We start from the raw sequence: 19,753 nt of genomic DNA on the forward strand, positions 1-19,753 counted from the left end.
TGCGATCGCCCGCCTCCCTTTGGTATCTAGATCACTATTGAACGTTTCGCCGGTCATCCTAGCTTAATCCACAGCATAAACCTGGCCATGAAATAATACCCGTGTAATTCCCTTTGCTTGGAGGTAGGGCATGACTTTATGGAATATCTTACCATCGGGCACTTTGATAATGGTTTTCCGCCATTGACTATCGGATGGGCGATGTAACCGCTGATTTTGCTGGGAATAGCGCAGGGCCACTGGACGACTATCAAAAATAGGTAGGGTTTCCTGGCGAGCCTCCTCCGTACTCACCTGCTCCAGTCCACGAAAATCCTGAAGGGGTCGGGTCAGGAGTTCGGATCGCTTATTGACCACCACATAGCAGGGCCGCGGCAAAAGGGCTTCTAGGAGGGGCACAATCGTTAACTGGGTTTCTGGGGATTCTTCGAGAATCTCTAGCTCATCTTCGTTAACCTCCTCATCTTCGCCATCTTCCTCTTCGTCGTCCTCATCATCATCAAACTCATCGGGATCCTCTCCCGCAAGTCCCTGAAGATCATCCTCTTCGTCCTCTTCTTCATCCTCCTCGCTGGAGACCGAGGTGGGTATGGCATTTACCACTTTTCGCTTAATGATAGGGGCCGCTGGAGCTGAGGCTGCTGGTGGTTCGGGTTCTGGGGTGATCGGAGCTGGGGCGATCGCCTCTGGGGATGGGGACACCTCTAAATCATTTACGGGTGGATCATTTGCAGGGGATGACGTCGCCGCTAACACTTTAATTGTGCGACGAATGGTATTTTCACTCACACCATAGGCTGTGGCCAGTTCTTTGATCCCGTCCCCCTGGTGATGGCGGCCAACAATTTCTTGGCGTTCGAGATCAGATAATCGCTTATAGGTCATGGGGCCATTGCTAAAACCACAGCATTACTCATTATCTATTTCTCTGTCCGACTATGCGGACTAATGTGACCATTTATCCCAAATTATTAATTTATATATCAAAAGATTTATTTTTACATGGGTCAAGCATTCTATCGTGAAAAAGGGTTAATTATAATAATGAAGGAAAACTCTACTGAGTGGTTGTATGCTGGATGCCTTTTCGATGCTTGTTCCTGTTGATGGGTCTACGGATAAAGAGCAGGCGGATAAAGATCAGGCTAGCCATCTTGCCCCATCCGTTGATCTTGGCGTTTGCATTACCATTCACGGGCACTTCTACCAACCCCCCCGGGAAAATCCCTACCTAGATGCCATTGAGCATCAGCCCAGTGCTAGCCCCTTCCATGATTGGAATGAGCGAATTTATCACGAGTGTTATCGTCCCAATGCCTTTGCCCGCATTCTCAATGACCAGGGGCAACTGATCAAGATCGTTAACAACTTTGAACATCTGAGTTTTAATATCGGCCCTACCCTCTTTAGTTGGCTAGAGCGATACGACCTAGAGGTTTACCAACGGATTATTGATGCCGATCGCCAAAGCTGTATCCGCTTCAATGGCCATGGCAATGCGATCGCCCAAGCCTATAATCACATTATTTTACCTCTAGCGAATTACCAGGATAAAGTCACCCAGATTCGCTGGGGCAAGGAAGATTTTCGCAGTCGCTTTGGCCGGGAACCGGAGGGGATGTGGTTAGCGGAAGCGGCCATTGATCGGGAGACCGTACAGGTTTTAATCCAAGAAGGCATCAAGTTTGTCATTTTAGCCCCATCCCAAGCCCAACGCTGTCGTCCCTTTGGTGCATCGGAATGGCAGGAAGTGAGTGGCAGTCAAATTGATCCGACCCGGCCCTATCGCTGCTTTTTACCGGAGGGGAATCCAAATACCGATTTTATTGACATTTTCTTTTACGACGGCCCCATTTCCCGAGATATTGGCTTTAATGATCTCCTCACCAGTTCAGAATTTCTCGCCGGTCGCTTAGGGCAGGCGGTACGGGGAGATCATCGCACAGCCCAATTAGTGTCTGTGGCAACGGATGGGGAAACCTTTGGTCATCATAAACATGGGGGCGAACGGGCCCTAGCCTATGCCTTTACGGTGGAATTTCCAAAGCGGGGTTGGACTGTTACGAACTACGCCCATTACCTCAGTTTGTCTCCCCCTACCTGGGAAGTGGAACTCAAGCCTGTGACAGCCTGGAGTTGTGCCCATGGGGTCGATCGCTGGCGAGATGACTGCGGCTGTGGTGACGGTGGCGGTTGGCATCAAAAATGGCGGCGGCCGTTGCGGGAGAGTCTGGATTGGTTGCGGGATGAACTCATTGATGTCTATGAAACCCTAGCCATTGATCTATTTCTCTGCCCCTGGGCCGCTCGCAATGAGTATATCAACATTATTCGCGATCGCAGTGAAGCCAACTTAAATCAATTTTTCCAGCACCATCAACGTCATCCCCTCAGTGCATCGGAGCGAATTGATGCCCTGCGACTGTTAGAGATGCAGCGTTATGCCCTGCTGATGTACACCAGTTGTGGCTGGTTCTTTGATGAAATTTCCCGGCCCGAGGGAGTGCAAATCCTGCGGTATGCGGCCCGGGCCATGGAACTAGCCGGGGATGTGGCCGGTGTGCAACTGGAAGCGGCCTTGGTGCGTCGCTTGAGTGAAGCCCCCAGCAATGTTGAATGCTTTGCCCACGGTGGCGAAATCTACGATCAACTGGTGAAGCCGGCCCAAATTTCCCTCCATCAGGTGGCTGCCCACTATGCCATGAATTCTCTATTTACAAGCTATCCCCGACGGCACCATCTCTACTGCTACCACATTGATCAGGGAGATTATCATCTGCAACGGATTGGCAATCTCACCCTGGCGATCGGGCAGATCAATCTTGAGTCTAGTATTACCTGTGAACACCAGTCCTTGATTTTTGCCGTCCTCCATTTAGGCGGTTGGGATTTTCACTGTGGTATTCAATCCTTTCAAGGGCGGCGGGACTATACCCAAATTAAACACAAGCTCTTAGATTCCATTGACCAGGGCAGCGCAGCCCGGGCCGTAACCGCCCTCACCCAGGTTTTTGGCCCTGAAGCCTATGGCTTAAATGATCTCTTTGCCGAAGATCGCCATCGCCTGATGCAACTCCTGACCCGTGAAACCCTCACCCGCCTTGATCAACTCTATAGCCAAGTCTACCGAGATAACTACGGGATTCTCATGGGCTTTCATCGAGATGGCCTGCCGGTTCCCCAGGAATTACAGGTGGCGGCGGCCGTGGCATTGACCCATCGAGCGGTGAACCATTTACGGGGGCTAGAGCAGGATCTCAGCGATGCCAATAATTTATCCCAGATAAGTGTGACGGGCCATCTAGGGGAACTAGCGGCGATCGCCCGGGAGGCCAAACTCCTTGGGTGTCAATTGAGCCTATCCGATGAAAAACCTCTCCTAGAGCAGCAGATCGTTCGTTTGCTTTGGCATTTTGTCCATCATCTGGATACGACCACCCTGGATAGCATTGTACCGATCCTGCAAAATATCCTGACCATTAGCCAGGCATTGGATATCCATCTCCACCTGGATCGGGCCCAAGAGTTATTTTTTGATCTGGTTCATCATCAGTTGCGAATATCCGAGAATACCACTTCTGCCCTTTCTTCCCCCTTAAGTCCCAACCATCTGCGGCAACTTCTGCAACTGGGCCATCAATTGGGTGTGGATGTGAGTTGGTGGTTAAAGAATGATAAAAATGATAGTGATATCGAAGTCGCCTAGGTTTATGGAAACGGCCTTTTGGCCGGGTCTTTCTGGGGCTTTTCTCTACTATTTCTGGTTTCTAAATTTCTAAATCCCTAGTTTGTAGAAGCTTTGGGAAGTTCCGGTAAGGCTTTTCCCAGCCAATAGAGACGAAAGAGTCCCCACATCCCTAGGGCAATAAACAGTAAACTCACCCCCTGGGCAATGCGTAGGGGCCCAAGCATGAGGCTATCGGTGCGTAGGCCCTCAATCCAAAAGCGACCCAGGCTATAGGCAATTGCATAGACTAGGGCAATGGTTCCGGGCCGATTCAGGGGCGATCGCCAAAACAGTCCCATGAGAATCCCAAATACGCCCAAATTCCAGAGGGATTCATAGAGAAAGGTGGGGTGATAGTAGGCAACATCGGCAAAACCAGGAGGCCGCTGCCCTGGGGGAATGAGCAATTTCCAGGGTAAATCCGTGGGTGTACCAAAGGCTTCTGAGTTAAAAAAGTTTCCCCAACGACCGATCGCCTGGCCCAGGATTAAAGATGGGGCAATAATATCGGCAAGTTGCCAAAAGGGTAGACGACGAACATAGCTGTAGAGGGACATGGCCAACAAACCGCCCAAAATAGCCCCGTGGATGGCAATCCCACCCCTCCAAATTTGGATAATCTGCTCAGGATGCTGCTGATAAAAATCCCACTGAAAGGCAACATAGTAGAGGCGGGCGGCGGGAATGGCACCAATGACCAACCAAATTGCTAAGTCTGCGACAACGTCAGGGTCAATCTCGCGGTGGCGGGCAAGGTGCTGACTTAACCAAATTCCAATGAAAACCGCTGAGGCAATGAGGACACCATACCAGCGTAAACTAATCAAACCTAGGTCTAGGGTCGGCCCCGGCGAGGTAAATTCAAATGCCAGCATGGGAAAATATAACGCTCTTAGGATAGCTAGGATAGGTTCACTGACTAAACTATACCCTTTGATTTGTTCCCCTAGGGGCGATCGCCCAAATCCTAGGCGGGGCTGACGACATGACTAACGGCCCGCTCAAGCTGGGACAGAACAACAATTTGGCCACTACTAAGACCATCCACAAGTTGTTCAAGGGCATCATATTCGTAGGGGCCCAGTTCCGAAGTCCAGAGTAATTGATTAATTTGCCGTTCCTGGGAGGGAGTAATCAGGCGAGTTGCCAGAATACGGCGGATGGCATCTAGAAGTTTCATGGTGAGCTATCAAATGCTTTACACTTCTTAGTCTGGCAGAGAGCCAACCCCACGAACGTGATAGGCACAACCTGGAAAAAGTGATCTTCATCACACGGAACCTTTTACGGGTGGAATCGACATAGGTCTCATGCTTACACCGTAGGCTACAATGATACCCAATTTGAATCATTTGGCCACATTGCCTAAAGATCATCTTTAATTGCCACCTGATTTCAATTTCTAAGTCACTTAGTTTGACTGTTTTTCCCCCAAGGGGCATAGGATCGGGTTCTCTAGGAAATGGTTTCTTGTAAGCCTTTCCGACAAGCTACGACAATTGTAAATTTGACTGACTTGTTTTGTTCGTTAAACGTTAAACAAGGTTACATGAGGAGTCTCACAATGAAATCATTCCTGCAATTTGGCATGGGTATTTTAGCCGCAACCCTCCTGGGGGCAACCCTAAATGAGCCGGCATCGGCGAGTTTATTTGAGCACCATGAAGTTGAACAAACCAAATACGCGGCGATCGCCATGCCCTTGGCTCGCGGCGGTTATCGTTTATTAGTGGTGGAACAAATTAGTGATCAACGTCAATGCTGGGCTGAAAATGGTTCTGCACCCGTGATAATTGACCCACTCTTGGCGACCTTTGACTTTACGGGTATTTGTGGCCGGAGTACGGACAGCAATGGCTATTCGATTCGGGTGGCGCAGCAGGACTTAGGACTTCAGTACAGCCTTCGAGTTGAACAGCGTGGGAATGAATTGTACTTAGTGGGAGCCAGTAATCGGGGCGGAGAAACCATGGTAATTGGTCGCACCTATGGCATGGTCGATGGCCAGTTTCATAAATTTATTTTGGAACCCACCTGGCGATTTGCGCGGCGGGGTTATGAAGGCCGGGTTCTCGGCCATGTTTACTTTAAGAACGATTCCTGGGAAGCGGCCACGGGCAGTCAGCCTGAACCAATCGCCGCCCCCATGGCCCAGCCAGAAATCCCCAGTGCGGTTGAGCCAAGTTCAGTGGAAGAGACCGTTACGGTTGAGGTTGAGACACAAGGGGCAGATGTGAATGTTCAGGTGGTGGAAACTGAAAATGTAGATTCAGCCACCTCTGTTCCCACCCAGCCGACATCGATTATCGTACCGCCACCGGAAGAAACCACCGTCCCCCCAATGGAGCAAACGTCCACCTCTCCCCAGAGTATTCGCTCCCTATCCCAGCGGATGCGTTAAGTATCCTAGGGCTGGAGTTACTCCAACTCAACAAAAATCTATGGGCCTGGTTGTTACAGCCAGGTTTTTTTCTGGGAATGCACTAACTAGCGATGGCGGATCATTTCTACGCGGTAACGCTCTTTTTTCGTGAGTTGAATGGAGCGAATTTCTACCCGGCCTTTACCACGGACGACGAGCAAATCTCCCGCCTGAAGACGGTGGCTGGCCTGGTGAATCGGTTGCCAATTGACGCGAACGTCACCCTGATTAATTAAATCCACCATTTTGCTACGGGACAGACCAAAACCAGCAGACCCTAGGGCATCTAAGCGCAGGGAGGCTTCCACCGTGGCGATCGCCTTGGTTTGGGGGGGAGAAACCTTGAGTTCAGCCCAGGGTATCTCTTGCAGCGTCACGGGAACGGTTCGTACCTGGTGGAGGGTTGCCTTCAGGGGGGCGATCGCCTCCGGGGTGAGGATCACTTGGGCACCGCGCTCCCCTAAGAGAATAATGTCACCAAAATTCTCAGGGGATGTGCCACTACTGAGCAGGGCCTGTTCAAAGTCACGGTATTGGGCCGGGTCAAAGAGAAAATTACCGGCAATGGATAGGAGTCCCAGGGGCAACGGCTCCCCCTCCAGGGGAATGTCCCGCCGGGCGATCGCCAACCGACACCGCTCTGCCTGGGGGTAGCCACCAAAACTCTGATAATGAATCTCGGTGAGTCGGTCTAGTTCACTGTGGGCCGCCGCCAATACCGCTGGATCCAAAAAGGGCGTATAGCACACTGTCCAAGTTTTAATTGCCTGGGCGATCGCCCCCGAGAGGAAGCCCAATTCGTCCTTGGCGGCATGGTCATTCTCAATCATTGGGAAAAATCCGCCAAACCTTGACCGTACTATCCTCGCTGCTGGTTAAGAGTTGATCGGCACTAAAAATTGTGGCATAGACCGAACCAGCATGGCCTTTTAGATTGCGGAGTAGCTCTCCACTCCGGTTCCAGATTTTCACCGTTTGGTCGCCGTGACCACTGGCGATCGCCTGGCCATCGGGACTAAAGGCTACCGCAAAGACCTGGCCCCCCTCCTGGCCAAACTGGTGGAGCATTTCACCGCTAGAGAGTTGCCAGACCTTAATGCCATCACCATCACTACCACTGACCAACTGCTGATTGTCGGGACTAAAGGCCAGACTATTGACATCACTGGTATGGCCCTCAAAGATCCGCAATAGCCGCTCATTTTCTATATCCCAAAGACGAATTAAGGTATCAACACCCCCCGTGGCTAAATAGCGACCATTGGGACTGATTGCCGCCGCCAAGACAATGCCTTCATGGCCCCGCAGGGTGGCCCGTTCCTGTTGGCTGGCAACATCCCACAACTTAATGGTGTGATCATAACTGGCACTGGCGAGGGTACTACCGTCGGGACTAAAGACAATAGAATTCACAAAATCTTGATGCCCGGATAGGGTGGCAACGGCTTGGTAGGTGTCCATATTCCAGAGCTTAATGGTGTTGTCCTTACTGCCACTGGCAACGGTTGCACCATCGGGGGCCATGGCCAGGGAATATATCCAATCTTGATGGCCCTTACCCTGCCCCAAAAGGGTTGCCCGATCTAAATCCCAAAAAAAGAGGGTCTGATCATCCCCACCGCTTACCAGTAAATTGCCCCCTGAATTAATTGCCAAGGCATTCACTTCATCGGTATGGCCACTCAGGGTAAAGGCAAGGGCAATCTTTGACCAGGGATTGTCACGTTCGGTTCCTAGGGCGGTTTCTATTTGCTCCTGTTCTTGAACCGTGCCTTCCCTAGGAAACAGCCAGCGCTCGGTAACCTGCCAAACAGCAAATCCAGCAACGGAACCCGTCAATGCTAAGGCTCCCAAGAGAATCAATAGCTCTTTAACTTTTGTGGTTGCCATAGGGTCAATTGTCCTAGGTGCAAAAGCTTGACAGGGTTTTTATTATAGCAATCCAAGAGAATATACCAATAAAAATTAAGGGGTGGACGATTCCCGATCCTGCATAGAGACCAGCGGCCAAAGCGTACACCCTAGCAACCTTGTTTTGCAATTTGTTGGGCAACGATTATGGTCAAGGCATTGGCACTTCCGGTAATTTCTGAGCGTCATCATTCCCTAATTCAACCCCTGATGGATTGGAGCGATCGGGATCTGGTACAGGCGTTTCAATCCAAACGCGATCGCGGCTGCTATTTTATTGCGCTGTTTGCCCGCTATGGCCCCCTTGTCTATAGCGTCTTGCAACACCATGGGCGATCGCCGGTACAGGTGGAATACCTCTATGCTAAAACCTGGCAAGAGATGTTCTTCTCCCTCCATGAAATTGAATTTGATGTAGAGGGGGTAAAGATTGGCGAAGAAACGGCCCCATCCCTACGCACCTGGATCGTGAATCGTACCGCCAATACCGTCCATGAAAAACTACCCGGAATCGAACACATCACCTACGTTCTCAATGATGCGCCACCGCCCTTTTGGTGCTACCTAGAGGCCACTCTCGCCTACCTGCCAGCCCTAACCCGACTCATTTTAGTAGCAACCCAAACCTTTCACTGGACACCGGAGCGGATTCAGGCCTACCTAGAAATCCAAGGGGAAACCCTGACCCGGGAGGAGATTCATCATCATGTTCAACAGGGGTTTGAACTTTTGACCGATTGCTTACCCGCAGATATCCGCTCGATCTATTTAGGCTTACCAATGCCTGTGACGGAAATCCCCTGTCCTGAAGGGGCAATGGATACCGCTGAAACCCTGGAGTTATATCCCGCCAGCACCGAAACCCCTGGTTCAGTATTTACGGACAGCCTAGAGGTTGCCATGGAGGAGGACAGTGCCCAGCCTGACTCCGAACCAGCCGCCGCCGACCATAATGATAACGATGACGATGGCTATGACGACATTAGTTCTCTATTGGAAGAGTGGGAAATGGCTCTATCAGCCTAGTTCGTCTAATTGGCGATCGCCCTAGGGGCAGTTCACGGGATGTTTACTTGAGGGAACAAATCGAAATAGACGATTGACAAGGAAGTAAACGTATCGCTATGATGGGGATCGCGCAAAAAAGGGACTGTAGTTCAATTGGTTAGAGCACCGCCCTGTCACGGCGGAAGTTGCGGGTTCGAGCCCCGTCAGTCCCGTAGGTTTAAGGCGTTAAGACTGAGTGCTGCATCGCTATGGGAGAGTATGGCAAGTGCGTTATACTTGATGGAAACGATGAAAAAGTAAATACCACGGCAGATTGCATATACTGACCTATACTGACAAAGGTGATTCAAAATAACTCTATGAGTAATATTGAGAAAGAAATCGAAAAGGCTCGGGTAGATGCCCGCGAGGTCTGTGATATCCAAGGCTCCACCTCTGGCCAATGTGCGGCTGCCTGGGATGCCCTAGAAGAATTACAGGCGGAAGCATCGCACCAGCGGGAAGAAAAGAAAGATGAGCATCGCACCTCCCTAGAGCAATATTGTGATGATAATCCTGATGCCGCTGAATGCCGTATTTACGATGATTAAAGTCGATTCATGACGGTGAATGGTTAGACTTGGGCTAGGATGATTTGCCAATGTGGCCGGAAATTTGCGATCGCATCCGCACGGTCACGGGGTATCCCCTTGCCTCTCCCCAGCCCCGATCCGTTGGCGGCGGTAGCATTAATCAGGCCTATGTGCTCCAAGATAGTCAGGGTAGTGTTTTTGTTAAGATAAATCGCCCTGAACGGGAAGCAATGTTTGCCCAAGAGTTCCTTGGTTTACAGGCTCTAGCCCAAGTGGGTGGGATCAGGATTCCCCGTCCTTTGGCATGGGGAGTGGTTTCCAGTGCTAGTTTTATTGCCCTAGAGTACCTGCCCTTGACCACTACCGGGGATTGGTCAGAGATGGGTCGGCAATTGGCAACTTTGCACCAGCAGGGTCGGGGCGATCGCTTTGGTTGGTCTGCATCGAATACCATTGGCAGCACCCCCCAGATCAATGATTGGTCAGGGGATTGGCCATCCTTTTTTCGGGATTGTCGTATCGGCTATCAACTCCGATTGGGGGAACGACATGGGGGACGATTTTCCAGGGGCAATGAACTCCTAGATCAGTTACCAGCCCTACTGACACACCAGCCAGAACCCTGCCTAGTCCATGGGGATTTGTGGAGCGGGAATGCGGCCTTTAGCCAATCAGGGCAACCCGTCATTTTTGATCCGGCGGTGTACTACGGCGATCGGGAAGTGGATCTAGCCATGACGGAACTCTTTGGGGGGTTCCCCAATAGTTTTTATGACGGTTATCATGCCGCCTATCCCCTGGAGCCTGACTATCATCGCCGCAAAGTCATCTACAATCTTTACCACATCCTCAATCACTTTAATATTTTTGGGGGTGGATACGAACGCCAGGCCAATGGGATGATTGACTCTATTTTGTCTGGGTGCTGAGTTTTGTCTGGGTCTTGAGTACAGACCACTGGATTAACGCTATCAGGAACTACGCTCCATGGATCTGTATCAAGCTATCCTTCGGCCATTGGTCTTTGCTGGCCTTCGGGCGGATCCGGAAACGATTCATCAACAGTTTTTGCGGGCTTGTACCTGGTTAAATCAGTCGGGCGATCGGGATACCCTTGCCACCCAGATTAGAGGGCAAATTAAGGCCCAATGTACCTATGACTCCCCGCGACTGAAGCAAACTCTGTGGGGTCTAGATTTTCCCAATCCCATTGGTTTAGCGGCGGGCTTTGACAAGGATGGTACGGCCAGTTCTATTTGGGCAGACTTTGGCTTTGGCTTCGCAGAAGTGGGAACCGTCACCTACCATCCCCAACCCGGAAATCCGCGGCCGCGCCTCTTTCGTTTACCCCAGGATCGGGCCTCCATTAATCGCATGGGCTTTAACAATGGTGGAGCGGCAACCATGGCAGAGCGGCTAAAACAGGAGGCCCATGGACGCTCCTATCCCCTGGGGATTAATCTGGGCAAGTCTAAAATAACGCCTCTGGAGGATGCCAAAGCAGATTATCTGGCTAGTTTCCAGTTACTCTATCCATGGGGGGATTATTTTGTTGTCAATGTAAGTTCTCCCAATACCCCCGGTCTGCGGAGTTTGCAAGCACGGGATCAACTGGAACCCATCCTGGAGTCCCTGCAACGGGCCAATAATCCCCCTAAGCCTCTCCTCGTCAAAATTGCACCGGATTTAACCTGGGAGGACATTCGTGACGTTGTTGATTTGGCTCGCCAGTATGAACTCGCGGGAATAATTGCCACGAATACAACCCTGAGTCGTACTGGCTTGAAAACCCACCATGTTTCTGTCCACGGCCATTGGTCTAGAAACCGTCAGTCTCCCGCAGAGGTAGCGGGTGGATTAAGTGGTGCGCCGTTGGCCCAGAGATCCACAGAAATTATTCGTTTTATTCATGACTATACCCAGGGCACATTCCCCATTATTGGCGTGGGGGGAATTTTTACGCTGGCGGATGTCTGGGCTAAGTTAGAGGCTGGGGCATCCCTTGTCCAACTCTATACGAGCTGGGCCTATGAGGGGCCATGGTTACTACGACGTTTACTTCAGGGACTGGATCAGCAACTTCAAGGGGCAAACTTAGAAACCCTAGGGGCGATCTCCCGCAGATAGAAACGTGCTGGGGGCTTTATTCCAGCAACCCAAGACCTTAGTCATTGAGAAGACGTTTAAGGATTGGCAAGGAATCGTCATAATGAAGAAGGGAGCTTGACTCCACCATCGCCCTAACGAATGAGGATACCATGGGACAAACCTGGCAAGTGGGCAAGCTATTTGGCATTCCCCTATACATCGATCGCTCCTGGTTCATTGTCATTGCCCTTTTTACGTTTCTGAATGGCTCAGATTGGCAACAGACCTATCCCAATTGGGGACTATTGGCTTGGATTGCGGGTTTAGCTGTCTCACTCCTATTGTTTGCCTCCGTACTGTTGCATGAATTGGGCCATAGTTTAGTGGCCCGATCCCAGGGGATTACGGTGCGATCGATTACCCTATTTCTGTTTGGTGGGGTCGCATCCATTGAACGGGAATCCTCCACCCCCGGTCAGGCATTTCAGGTGGCGATCGCCGGCCCCCTGGTAAGTTTGGGGTTATTCATTGCCCTAAGCGGCCTCTCCTATACCTTTCCCCAGGAAACCCCCTGGCGGGAAATGGTAACCTATTTAGCCGGTATCAACCTGATTTTGGCTCTTTTCAATCTGTTACCGGGACTGCCCCTAGATGGGGGACAAATCCTCAAGGCCGGTGTCTGGAAACTGACGGGCGATCGCTTTCAGGGCATTCACTGGGCGGCCCGATCAGGGCAAATCCTCGGTTGGCTAGCGATTAGTTTTGGCGCAGTTAGTTTTTTCCTTTTAGGTACAATCAACGGTCTTTGGATTGCCTTTTTGGGTTGGTTTGCCCTACGCAATGCCACCCTGTATAACCGGATGACGACGATGCAGGAAATGCTCTTGCAGGTGAAGGCCAGTGATGTCATGAGTCGGGATTATCGCGTGGTGGATGCCCACATCAGTTTGCGGGAATTTGCCGATCGCTACCTCCTTTTAGCGGATCAACAACCCACGGCCTATTTTGCGGCGGCGGATGGTCGCTATCGGGGCCGCATTGATCCCAAGGCCATGAATCATGTGGAACGGAGTACCTGGGAGCATACCCCCCTAAGTCATTTAGCAGTTCCTTTGGATGCCACTCCCTCGGTGAGTGAAGCCACCAATTTAGCCACGGTGATCCATGAATTAGAAGTTCAAAACCAGCCCTATCTGACGGTTTTGTCTCCCGCTGGGGCGGTGGTGGGGGTCATCGATCGCGGTGATATTGTCCAATCCCTGGGCGATCGCTTTGGTTGGGCCGTCAATAAAACGGACATTGAGACGATTAAAAAACAAGCCAGCTATCCCCCCAGTCTCCAATTGGATCAAATGGCGGCAACGGCTCTGCAAATTATTCCTAGGGATGAATCATCGGAATCCCCGGTATCCTCAGTCCCTAAATCCTAAGGATATTTCATGGCCCTACAAGGGATAGCCCAATTGATGTAGGGGTAGGGCATAGCCCCCAGCCACTAAAAACACCTGATCCATCTCCCTCGACAAATGCTGGATCAGTCCTCCGAGGCGATCGCGAAAGAGGCGGCCGGAAGCGTAGGCAGGAATAACGCCCCAACTGGTTTCTTCGGCAACAAAAATCACGGTTCCGGGAAGGGTTTTCACGGTGTTTTTCAGTTCGGCCATCTGCCCTTGCCATGCCGATGCCGAAGACTCTAGGGTATTTGCCACCCAGGTTCCCAGAGAATCAATCAATAGGCAGGTCTGAACCCCTGAGTTATCCCGGAGACTCTGACTCAAATCGTAGGGAACTTCCACTAATCTCCAGTCCGGCGGGCGGCGCATTTGATGTTGACGAATCCGATCCTGCCATTCCCTATCCTGGGGGTGGGCGATCGCCGTTGCCACATAACAGACGGACTGCTGGGTGTGGCTTGCCAAGGACTCTGCCCATTCACTTTTCCCCGATCTGGCTGGGCCGGTTACTAGGGTTTTAAGGCCGGCTTGGGTTGGGCAAAGGGTATCGGGTCTTTGGGAGGACTTTTTCAAGATTCTGCTCAAGATGCTCAAAATCTCCGCCAAATGGGGGATGTGCCGGCCCATGATAGCTTGATAGCCTATATATGTGATGAAAATCACCCACCACCTAGGGGATAAAACACTGCATGTCTATTGATGAACTGACAAAGTAAGACTATGAACATATCCAGCGATTTGTAACAACTTTATTGCAGTATCCTTGAGTCGCGGATATTTTCCTTTAGGCTAAAGATATATTCCCCCTCGACCTATCTCAACGAAGACCTATGATACGCCCAACTCTCAACGTCCTCGCCACTAGCTTAGCCCTTTCAGCGGCTTTGATATTACCCGCAAACGCCCAAGGTGTGTCCATGGCGATCGCCACCCTAACGCCCTCTGAGGTACAAGAGTTTCAGCGCATTGTCCCCAAGAGTGCGGAGGACTACTATACCCTTGGTTTAGTTTTGCAAGGGGAAGGAGACCTACCTGAGGCCATCGAACAATTTAGCCGCGCCCTTGAACTTGAACCCCTGGCGGACTACTACTTCGCGCGGGGATTAGCCCTAGCGGATTTAGGAGATCACCAACGGGCGATCGCTGATTTTAGTCAGGCGGTACGCTTAGATCGTCAATTTGCCAGTGCCTTCTACAATCGAGGCATGTCCTACCTGGCTCTCCAACAACTCAATTTGGCGGTGACGGATTTTAGCCAGTCCTTGGACATCGATCCCCAATTTGTGGCGGCCTACTACAGCCGTGGCATGGCCTACTACGATCTCGGCAATGAGGATCAGGCCCAACTGGACTACGAACGGGCAATGAACCTAAGCCCCACCATGACCGCTAAATTTTATGATCAAGCTCCCCGGCCCTTAACCGGTGGCCCCGACTACGACTAGGGGGATAGGGATTAGGAGTATAATTCATCCAGAGTTTCCAGAGTTTAGGTATTCGATGGATGAGAGTATCTTCACTTGCGGCTCCACCGGACACCTTGGTTTCCACGGCTATTGCTGACATTCAACGCTTGCGAGATCGGGCCCCGGCCTGGTTAGCTGTTTCCCCAGATCAGCGCATTCACTGCCTCCAACGTATTGCCCAGCGCACTAAGGAGCATGCTGCCCCCTGGGTAGATATTGCTTGTCAAATCAAAGGTGTGGATCCCGACGGGCCTTGGGCAGGAGAGGAATGGATATCGGGGCCCCTAGGACTTCTGCTATCCCTAGAGCAATATATCCATAGTCTCAAATATCAGGGCGTGCCCCCGGTTCAATCCTGGCGCAGGGGCCCCAATGGGGAGCAGATTGCCCAAATTTTACCCCGGAATTGGCAGGAGAGATGCCTCTGGTTAGGCTTTAAGGCGGAGGTGTGGCTTGAGCCAGGGAAACCCCGCAGTCAGGGACGAGCCTACCGTGAGCCTGGCCCGGCGCGAGTTGCGTTGGTGTTAGGGGCTGGGAATACGACGGCGATCGCCCCCATTGATGCCCTGTATAAATTAATCGGTGAGAACCAAGTGGTTCTGTTAAAAATGAATCCGATTAATGCCGCCTTGGGCCCCTGCCTAGAAATCGTATTTGAACCCCTAATATCTGCGGGATTTATGGCGATCGCCTACGGTGGGGGTGATTTAGGGGCGTTTCTCTGTCAGCACCCAGCCATTGATACCATTCATATCACCGGTTCCCATCACACCCACGATCGCATTGTTTGGGGAAAGACAGGGGAGGAACAGGAGCGAAATAAAGCCCAGGGCACCCCAATACTGAAAAAGCCCATTACCTCAGAACTGGGGAATGTCACCCCAATTATGGTCGTTCCCGGCCCCTGGTCTCCCCAGGATATGGCGTACCATGCCCGTCAGGTAGCGAGTATGGTCGTCCACAATGCCAGCTTTAATTGCGTAGCAGCCCAGGTGTTAATCACCGCAAAACACTGGCCCCTGAGACAATCCTTTTTGGATGCCCTGCAGCAAGCCTTGGCGAGAATGCCTCCCCGGCCGGCCTACTACCCTGGGGCGATCGCCCGATACCAAGAGTTTCTGCACTGCTATCCCCAAGCAGAGGTGCTAACCTCCAGCCGAGAGGGTACTATTCCTTGGACCTTCATTCCCGGTGTGCCTCCCCAACCCCAGGAAATGGTGCTGGAGCGGGAAGCCTTTTGTGGTTTACTGGCAGAGGTTGCCCTTGATTGTGAAGCTGCGGATCAGTTTTTAGCTGAGGTGGTTCCCTTTGCCAATGATCATCTTTGGGGAACCCTGGGCTGTGCCCTTTTGATCCATCCCGCCAGTCAAAGGCAATATGCCATGGAACTCGAAGGGGCGATCGCCCAATTACGCTATGGTACGATTGCCCTCAATGCTTGGCCGGCGGTCAGTTTTTCCCTGGCCTGTACCACCTGGGGAGCCTATCCCTGCCATACCCTAGAGAATGTCGGGTCAGGCCTCGGGGTCGTTCATAACAGCTACTTATTTGACTATCCATTGAAGTCGATATTAAGAGTTCCCTTTCGTTTACCCCTAACACCACCGTGGTTTAACGATCACCGTAATTTAGTTTCCTTCAGTAAGGCAATGATGAATTACTATGTATCGGGCAATCCATTGCGGCTACTGTCGATTCTGAGTGAAGCTATAAAGGCTTAATCTCAAATTTAGAGTATCCCGAGGGCCTTAAAATACTAGGGCGTTAAAATGACAGTTATGAACCGCCCCACCGACTTTACTGATTTAGCCCTTGGTTTAGTTTCAGCCCAAAGCTTCCCGGCGATCGTCGGTATTGCCGATCATATGCTGAAATCCTCCGATGTCATCCTGGTGGGCTATGAAAAAATTGGCAGTGGCCACTGTACGGCCATTGTGCGGGGTCGGATTGCCGATGTGCGCCTAGCGGTAGAAGAAGGGGCAGAACGGGCCAGTCAATTTGGCCAGGAGTTGGAAACCGTAGTCATTGCCCGGCCGGGAGCAAACCTGGAAAAGATCTTACCCATTGGCAGTCGCCTAGCAGAATTAACGGCCGGCAGGACGGGCCATCGCCTCAGTAGCCATGCCGTAGGTTTGCTAGAAACTCGGGGCTTTCCTGCCATGGTGGGGGCGGCCGATGCCATGCTGAAAGCGGCGGAAGTGGTACTCACCGCCTATGAAACCATTGGAGCAGGTCTATGTACGGTCATTGTGCGGGGAACGGCATCCAATACGGCAATGGCCCTAGAAGCGGGCATGGCGGAAGCCGATCGCATTGGTGAACTCCATGCGGTGATGTTGGTTCCGCGGCCCTTGGATGATCTGGATCAAACCTTACCCCTGGCCCAGTCTTTCCAGGAAGAATTGCAGCCGGTGCGCCTACCCCTGAATTTGAAGCAAAAGGAAGCCGAACCGATCCTCTTGCAGGAAGGTCAACAGCAGCCCATGGCCACCCCTATTCTCCAGGAGGTGGAGCGGGAATCGGAAAATCTCCCTGGCGATCGCCCATCGAAGCCGATATAATTGCGGCAGTTCTTCGTACTACCACCTATGCTGCTAAAATCCACAACCCGCCACATTCACATTTATGCTGGTGAAGTGATCAATGATGAGATCTGCGCCGATAACGAAAATCTGACGTTAAACATTGATCCCGATAGTGAATTGGACTGGAATGAACCGGCCTTAAACCAAGTCCAGGAAAAATTTCAGGAACTGGTGAGTAGTTATAACGGCGAAGATCTGACGGAATATAATCTACGGCGCATTGGCTCGGATTTAGAGCATTATGTGCGATCGCTCTTACTGACGGGCAAGATTGGCTACAACACCCAGGCCCGTGTCCAAAATTACAGTTTGGGGGTTCCCCGCATGGCAGACAGCTAACCCCCAGATAAGGGCTAAGGTCAGCGGTTGTCGTAGCTTTTCCATCCAACTCAGGCGGCTTCGGTCAATCTGCTGCACCAGAATTGTTGGGCTGCGGGCTGCACGCTAGATATGGTACTCAGCTAAGCCAAATTCAGGATAGAAGCCTTTTGACAGACACTGAAATATCGGGGAACGCTAGTGATGTAATCGTTCCTTCTGCAATAGTATAGTCCTCAATATACTGATCCGCTTGAGGATTCCTGAACACAATTATCTGCTGAGCAGATAAGTCTAAAACCCAATATTCCTGAATCCCAGCCATTGCATAAATCGCAGCCTTGACCTCTGAGTCTTTCTTTAAACTTGTCTTGGCAACTTCCACAATCCAGAAAATATCTTGAGGACTAGGATGACGATTGTTATACGCTGATTCTGGAAGTCGAACAACTGCAATATCAGGTTCTGGTTCCGAATCGGCTAGGGTAATAGGACCATTGAAGCGAACATCAGCTTTACCTAATAGCAACTCTTCTAAGTATTTCGCACCTCGTTTTGCTGTGGTGTAATGAATTGGGGTTTCTGGACTCATCTCAACAATTTCGCCTGCTAGCAATTCCACAGAGCGACTACATAGAATGCCCGCTTCAACCATGCGATGATAATCCTCTACAGACCATTTAGCCAGCGTCTTCATAGCAGAATTGCTCACATTCTTGGGATGAACCTAGTTCAATTTTATAGTTTTCTGACCGGGAAGCGCTCCAATCAGCAGCAAACTCTGAATCTTCTCCACCAAAAACCTTAGATTTTTGACTTTGAATGCTGAAAGATAATCTGGATACGCTGTCCTAACTGGCTGACAAAGCAGCCCAACTACCAGATAACTAATCGTTACCGTACTGCTCCCAAGCCAAGACTAATAGGGCATTCACGATGGCTGCGGCGACGGCAGAGCCACCCTTGCGCCCCTCAATCCGAATTTGCGGCCCCTGCCACTGGGCGATCGCTACCTTAGACTCGACAACGGAGACAAAACCCACGGGCACGGCAATCACCCCCGCTGGTTGAATAGCACAGGTCTTCAGGCGATCGCAAAGGGCCAAGAGGGCTGTAGGTGCATTCCCAATTACATAGAGTCCCTGGGGATAGCGATCGTGGCAAGCCAAGAGGCCCGTTTCCGTGCGGGTTTTTCCAGGGGCGGCAACTGTAACCTGATTTACTGCCGTCAGAATCGGATTAGCAAAGGTCTGATTCACCAGGGTTTGAATGCCCACCGTCACCATGGAAACATCGGTGATAATGGGTACTTGGGCGGCTAGGGCCCCACAGATCTGGGCGATCGCCCCAGGGCTGAAATAAATATGATGTTTGTAGTCAAAATCGGCGGTACTGTGGATCACCCGCCGGAGAATGGCATACTCTGCCAGGGTGAAGGGGTGGGGGCCCATTTCCCGATCAATAATGGCAAAACTCTCCTGGAGAATGGGATGGGGCTGGGGAGCCATTAGGCAACCGCTTTATTTTGAAAGAGGCGACCATCTTCCATGTGCATCAGGCGATCGGCAACATCCAAGATGCGATTATCGTGGGTAACAAGCAAAATGGTACAGTCCTGCTCCTTGGCCAGTCGCCGCATAATTTCCACCACATCTCGACCGGATTGTTTATCGAGGGCCGCCGTCGGCTCATCGGCCAATACTAATTTGGGATGGCCCACCAAGGCACGGGCGATCGCCACCCGTTGTTTTTGCCCCCCTGAGAGTTGGTGGGGATAATAGTCCAAGTGATCCCCCAGTCCCACCGCCCGCAGCATGGCTTCAACCCTTTCATAGCTCTCCTGGGCAGAAATGTTAGGTTGTAGATCCATCGTCATTTGTACATTTTGGCGCGCGGTCAGGGAATGGAGTAAATTATGTGCCTGGAAAATATAGCCCGTTTGCCGTCGAATTGCAATTTGTTTCTGGGATTTAGAATGGCGCAACTCTTGCCCTAGCACCCGCAAACTTCCTTCCTGGGCCGATCGCAGGGCCCCAATGAGGGTGAGCAACGTTGTTTTTCCCGAACCCGACGGCCCGGTCATTATCACAATTTCCCCCGGAAAAATCTGGGCCTCTAGCTCAAATAATACCTGCTTTCGCAAATTACCCTGACCAAAGTAATGATTGAGTTGCTGAATATCAATAACCGCTGCCATGATCT

20 protein-coding genes and 1 tRNA gene are annotated in these 19,753 nt (G+C 51.4%); 12 read left to right on the plus strand and 9 right to left on the minus strand.

Annotated elements, in window-relative coordinates; all coding sequences use genetic code 11:
• Positions 1-63: 63 nt before the first annotated feature.
• Positions 64-885 carry a helix-turn-helix domain-containing protein gene (locus L3556_RS14995; RefSeq protein ID WP_277868145.1) on the minus strand — a complete coding sequence of 274 codons (822 nt, stop codon included), beginning with the start codon at positions 883-885 and terminating at the stop codon, positions 64-66.
• A gap of 205 nt (positions 886-1,090) precedes the next feature.
• Here L3556_RS14995 and L3556_RS15000 point away from each other — a divergent pair, with 205 nt between their 5' ends.
• Entirely contained in the window at positions 1,091-3,706 is a 2,616-nt protein-coding gene (locus L3556_RS15000) for a DUF3536 domain-containing protein (protein ID WP_277868146.1), read from the plus strand.
• 77 nt (positions 3,707-3,783) lie between these two features.
• On the opposite strand, the gene lgt is transcribed toward L3556_RS15000, so the two are convergent.
• Together lgt and L3556_RS15010 are read right to left on the minus strand one after the other, a co-directional pair.
• Positions 3,784-4,602 (minus strand): prolipoprotein diacylglyceryl transferase, encoded by an 819-nt coding sequence (lgt, locus tag L3556_RS15005; protein ID WP_277868147.1) that lies wholly within the window; start codon positions 4,600-4,602, stop codon positions 3,784-3,786.
• A 92-nt stretch (positions 4,603-4,694) separates the two neighbouring features.
• The gene (locus L3556_RS15010; RefSeq protein ID WP_277868148.1) at positions 4,695-4,907 is read right to left on the minus strand and encodes a hypothetical protein; all 213 of its coding nucleotides are present in this window, start codon (positions 4,905-4,907) and stop codon (positions 4,695-4,697) included.
• A gap of 384 nt (positions 4,908-5,291) precedes the next feature.
• On the opposite strand from L3556_RS15010, the gene L3556_RS15015 reads away from it, so the two are divergent.
• A complete protein-coding gene (locus tag L3556_RS15015; protein ID WP_277868149.1) occupies positions 5,292-6,128 on the plus strand; it encodes a DUF3747 domain-containing protein in 837 nt (278 codons plus the stop codon).
• A gap of 86 nt (positions 6,129-6,214) precedes the next feature.
• Here L3556_RS15015 and L3556_RS15020 read toward each other — a convergent pair whose 3' ends face one another.
• Positions 6,215-6,979, minus strand: coding sequence for a photosystem II electron transport protein, Sll1252 family (locus tag L3556_RS15020; RefSeq protein WP_277868150.1), 765 nt, complete (start codon positions 6,977-6,979; stop codon positions 6,215-6,217).
• Complete coding sequence (locus tag L3556_RS15025) at positions 6,972-8,039, minus strand: WD40 repeat domain-containing protein (protein WP_277868151.1); 1,068 nt, start codon at positions 8,037-8,039, stop codon at positions 6,972-6,974. Before L3556_RS15025 ends, L3556_RS15020 begins: the two co-directional genes overlap by 8 nt.
• 168 nt (positions 8,040-8,207) lie before the next feature.
• On the opposite strand from L3556_RS15025, the gene L3556_RS15030 reads away from it, so the two are divergent.
• The 6 genes from L3556_RS15030 to L3556_RS15055 all read left to right on the plus strand — a co-directional run bounded on the left by L3556_RS15030 (position 8,208) and on the right by L3556_RS15055 (position 13,158).
• Positions 8,208-9,086, plus strand: a complete 879-nt coding sequence (locus tag L3556_RS15030; RefSeq protein ID WP_277868152.1) for a hypothetical protein — start codon at positions 8,208-8,210, stop codon at positions 9,084-9,086.
• Positions 9,087-9,206: 120 nt separating this feature from the next.
• Positions 9,207-9,280, plus strand: a tRNA-Asp gene (locus L3556_RS15035).
• A 147-nt stretch (positions 9,281-9,427) separates the two neighbouring features.
• On the plus strand, positions 9,428-9,658 hold the full coding sequence (locus L3556_RS15040; protein ID WP_277868153.1) for a Calvin cycle protein CP12: 231 nt from the start codon (positions 9,428-9,430) through the stop codon (positions 9,656-9,658).
• Positions 9,659-9,708: 50 nt separating this feature from the next.
• Positions 9,709-10,569, plus strand: a complete 861-nt coding sequence (locus L3556_RS15045; RefSeq protein ID WP_277868154.1) for a fructosamine kinase family protein — start codon at positions 9,709-9,711, stop codon at positions 10,567-10,569.
• A gap of 58 nt (positions 10,570-10,627) precedes the next feature.
• Positions 10,628-11,767, plus strand: coding sequence for a quinone-dependent dihydroorotate dehydrogenase (locus tag L3556_RS15050; protein WP_277868155.1), 1,140 nt, complete (start codon positions 10,628-10,630; stop codon positions 11,765-11,767).
• Positions 11,768-11,898: 131 nt separating this feature from the next.
• Complete coding sequence (locus L3556_RS15055) at positions 11,899-13,158, plus strand: site-2 protease family protein (RefSeq protein WP_277868156.1); 1,260 nt, start codon at positions 11,899-11,901, stop codon at positions 13,156-13,158.
• Between the two features lie 15 nt (positions 13,159-13,173).
• Here L3556_RS15055 and cobU read toward each other — a convergent pair whose 3' ends face one another.
• Positions 13,174-13,809, minus strand: a complete 636-nt coding sequence (gene cobU, locus L3556_RS15060) for a bifunctional adenosylcobinamide kinase/adenosylcobinamide-phosphate guanylyltransferase (protein ID WP_277868157.1) — start codon at positions 13,807-13,809, stop codon at positions 13,174-13,176.
• 203 nt (positions 13,810-14,012) lie between these two features.
• Here cobU and L3556_RS15065 point away from each other — a divergent pair, with 203 nt between their 5' ends.
• The 4 genes from L3556_RS15065 to ndhM are packed head-to-tail and all read left to right on the plus strand — an operon-like array spanning position 14,013 to position 17,572.
• Positions 14,013-14,627, plus strand: coding sequence for a tetratricopeptide repeat protein (locus tag L3556_RS15065; protein WP_277868158.1), 615 nt, complete (start codon positions 14,013-14,015; stop codon positions 14,625-14,627).
• Between the two features lie 59 nt (positions 14,628-14,686).
• Positions 14,687-16,369, plus strand: a complete 1,683-nt coding sequence (locus L3556_RS15070; RefSeq protein WP_277868159.1) for an aldehyde dehydrogenase family protein — start codon at positions 14,687-14,689, stop codon at positions 16,367-16,369.
• A gap of 57 nt (positions 16,370-16,426) precedes the next feature.
• The gene (locus tag L3556_RS15075) at positions 16,427-17,209 is read left to right on the plus strand and encodes a beta-carboxysome assembly protein CcmO (protein WP_277868375.1); all 783 of its coding nucleotides are present in this window, start codon (positions 16,427-16,429) and stop codon (positions 17,207-17,209) included.
• A gap of 27 nt (positions 17,210-17,236) precedes the next feature.
• The gene (gene ndhM, locus L3556_RS15080) at positions 17,237-17,572 is read left to right on the plus strand and encodes an NAD(P)H-quinone oxidoreductase subunit M (RefSeq protein ID WP_338405764.1); all 336 of its coding nucleotides are present in this window, start codon (positions 17,237-17,239) and stop codon (positions 17,570-17,572) included.
• Positions 17,573-17,705: 133 nt separating this feature from the next.
• Here the strand turns inward: ndhM and L3556_RS15085 are convergent, their stop codons facing one another.
• The 3 genes from L3556_RS15085 to L3556_RS15095 form a co-directional block, all read right to left on the minus strand.
• Complete coding sequence (locus L3556_RS15085; RefSeq protein ID WP_277868160.1) at positions 17,706-18,248, minus strand: Uma2 family endonuclease; 543 nt, start codon at positions 18,246-18,248, stop codon at positions 17,706-17,708.
• 190 nt (positions 18,249-18,438) lie between these two features.
• Positions 18,439-19,059, minus strand: coding sequence for a cobalt-precorrin-8X methylmutase (locus L3556_RS15090; protein ID WP_277868161.1), 621 nt, complete (start codon positions 19,057-19,059; stop codon positions 18,439-18,441).
• Positions 19,059-19,748, minus strand: coding sequence for a DevA family ABC transporter ATP-binding protein (locus L3556_RS15095; protein WP_277868377.1), 690 nt, complete (start codon positions 19,746-19,748; stop codon positions 19,059-19,061). Before L3556_RS15095 ends, L3556_RS15090 begins: the two co-directional genes overlap by 1 nt.
• Positions 19,749-19,753: the final 5 nt, after the last annotated feature.

The organism is Candidatus Synechococcus calcipolaris G9, assembly GCF_029582805.1.
Classification (GTDB): domain Bacteria; phylum Cyanobacteriota; class Cyanobacteriia; order Thermosynechococcales; family Thermosynechococcaceae; genus Synechococcus_F; species Synechococcus_F calcipolaris.

Bases quoted from the DNA above. Each gene is read 5' to 3' on its own strand.
- L3556_RS15025 (WP_277868151.1), bottom strand. From the start codon at position 8,039: ATGGCAACCACAAAAGTTAAAGAGCTATTGATTCTCTTGGGAGCCTTA.
- L3556_RS15070 (WP_277868159.1), top strand. From the start codon at position 14,687: ATGAGAGTATCTTCACTTGCGGCTCCACCGGACACCTTGGTTTCCACG.
- L3556_RS15050 (WP_277868155.1), top strand. From the start codon at position 10,628: ATGGATCTGTATCAAGCTATCCTTCGGCCATTGGTCTTTGCTGGCCTT.
- L3556_RS15015 (WP_277868149.1), top strand. From the start codon at position 5,292: ATGAAATCATTCCTGCAATTTGGCATGGGTATTTTAGCCGCAACCCTC.
- ndhM (WP_338405764.1), top strand. From the start codon at position 17,237: ATGCTGCTAAAATCCACAACCCGCCACATTCACATTTATGCTGGTGAA.
- L3556_RS15075 (WP_277868375.1), top strand. From the start codon at position 16,427: ATGAACCGCCCCACCGACTTTACTGATTTAGCCCTTGGTTTAGTTTCA.
- L3556_RS15065 (WP_277868158.1), top strand. From the start codon at position 14,013: ATGATACGCCCAACTCTCAACGTCCTCGCCACTAGCTTAGCCCTTTCA.
- L3556_RS15040 (WP_277868153.1), top strand. From the start codon at position 9,428: ATGAGTAATATTGAGAAAGAAATCGAAAAGGCTCGGGTAGATGCCCGC.
- L3556_RS15090 (WP_277868161.1), bottom strand. From the start codon at position 19,059: ATGGCTCCCCAGCCCCATCCCATTCTCCAGGAGAGTTTTGCCATTATT.
- L3556_RS14995 (WP_277868145.1), bottom strand. From the start codon at position 885: ATGACCTATAAGCGATTATCTGATCTCGAACGCCAAGAAATTGTTGGC.
- L3556_RS15085 (WP_277868160.1), bottom strand. From the start codon at position 18,248: ATGAAGACGCTGGCTAAATGGTCTGTAGAGGATTATCATCGCATGGTT.
- lgt (WP_277868147.1), bottom strand. From the start codon at position 4,602: ATGCTGGCATTTGAATTTACCTCGCCGGGGCCGACCCTAGACCTAGGT.
- L3556_RS15095 (WP_277868377.1), bottom strand. From the start codon at position 19,748: ATGGCAGCGGTTATTGATATTCAGCAACTCAATCATTACTTTGGTCAG.
- L3556_RS15010 (WP_277868148.1), bottom strand. From the start codon at position 4,907: ATGAAACTTCTAGATGCCATCCGCCGTATTCTGGCAACTCGCCTGATT.
- L3556_RS15000 (WP_277868146.1), top strand. From the start codon at position 1,091: ATGCTTGTTCCTGTTGATGGGTCTACGGATAAAGAGCAGGCGGATAAA.
- L3556_RS15045 (WP_277868154.1), top strand. From the start codon at position 9,709: ATGTGGCCGGAAATTTGCGATCGCATCCGCACGGTCACGGGGTATCCC.
- L3556_RS15020 (WP_277868150.1), bottom strand. From the start codon at position 6,979: ATGATTGAGAATGACCATGCCGCCAAGGACGAATTGGGCTTCCTCTCG.
- L3556_RS15030 (WP_277868152.1), top strand. From the start codon at position 8,208: ATGGTCAAGGCATTGGCACTTCCGGTAATTTCTGAGCGTCATCATTCC.
- L3556_RS15055 (WP_277868156.1), top strand. From the start codon at position 11,899: ATGGGACAAACCTGGCAAGTGGGCAAGCTATTTGGCATTCCCCTATAC.
- cobU (WP_277868157.1), bottom strand. From the start codon at position 13,809: ATGGGCCGGCACATCCCCCATTTGGCGGAGATTTTGAGCATCTTGAGC.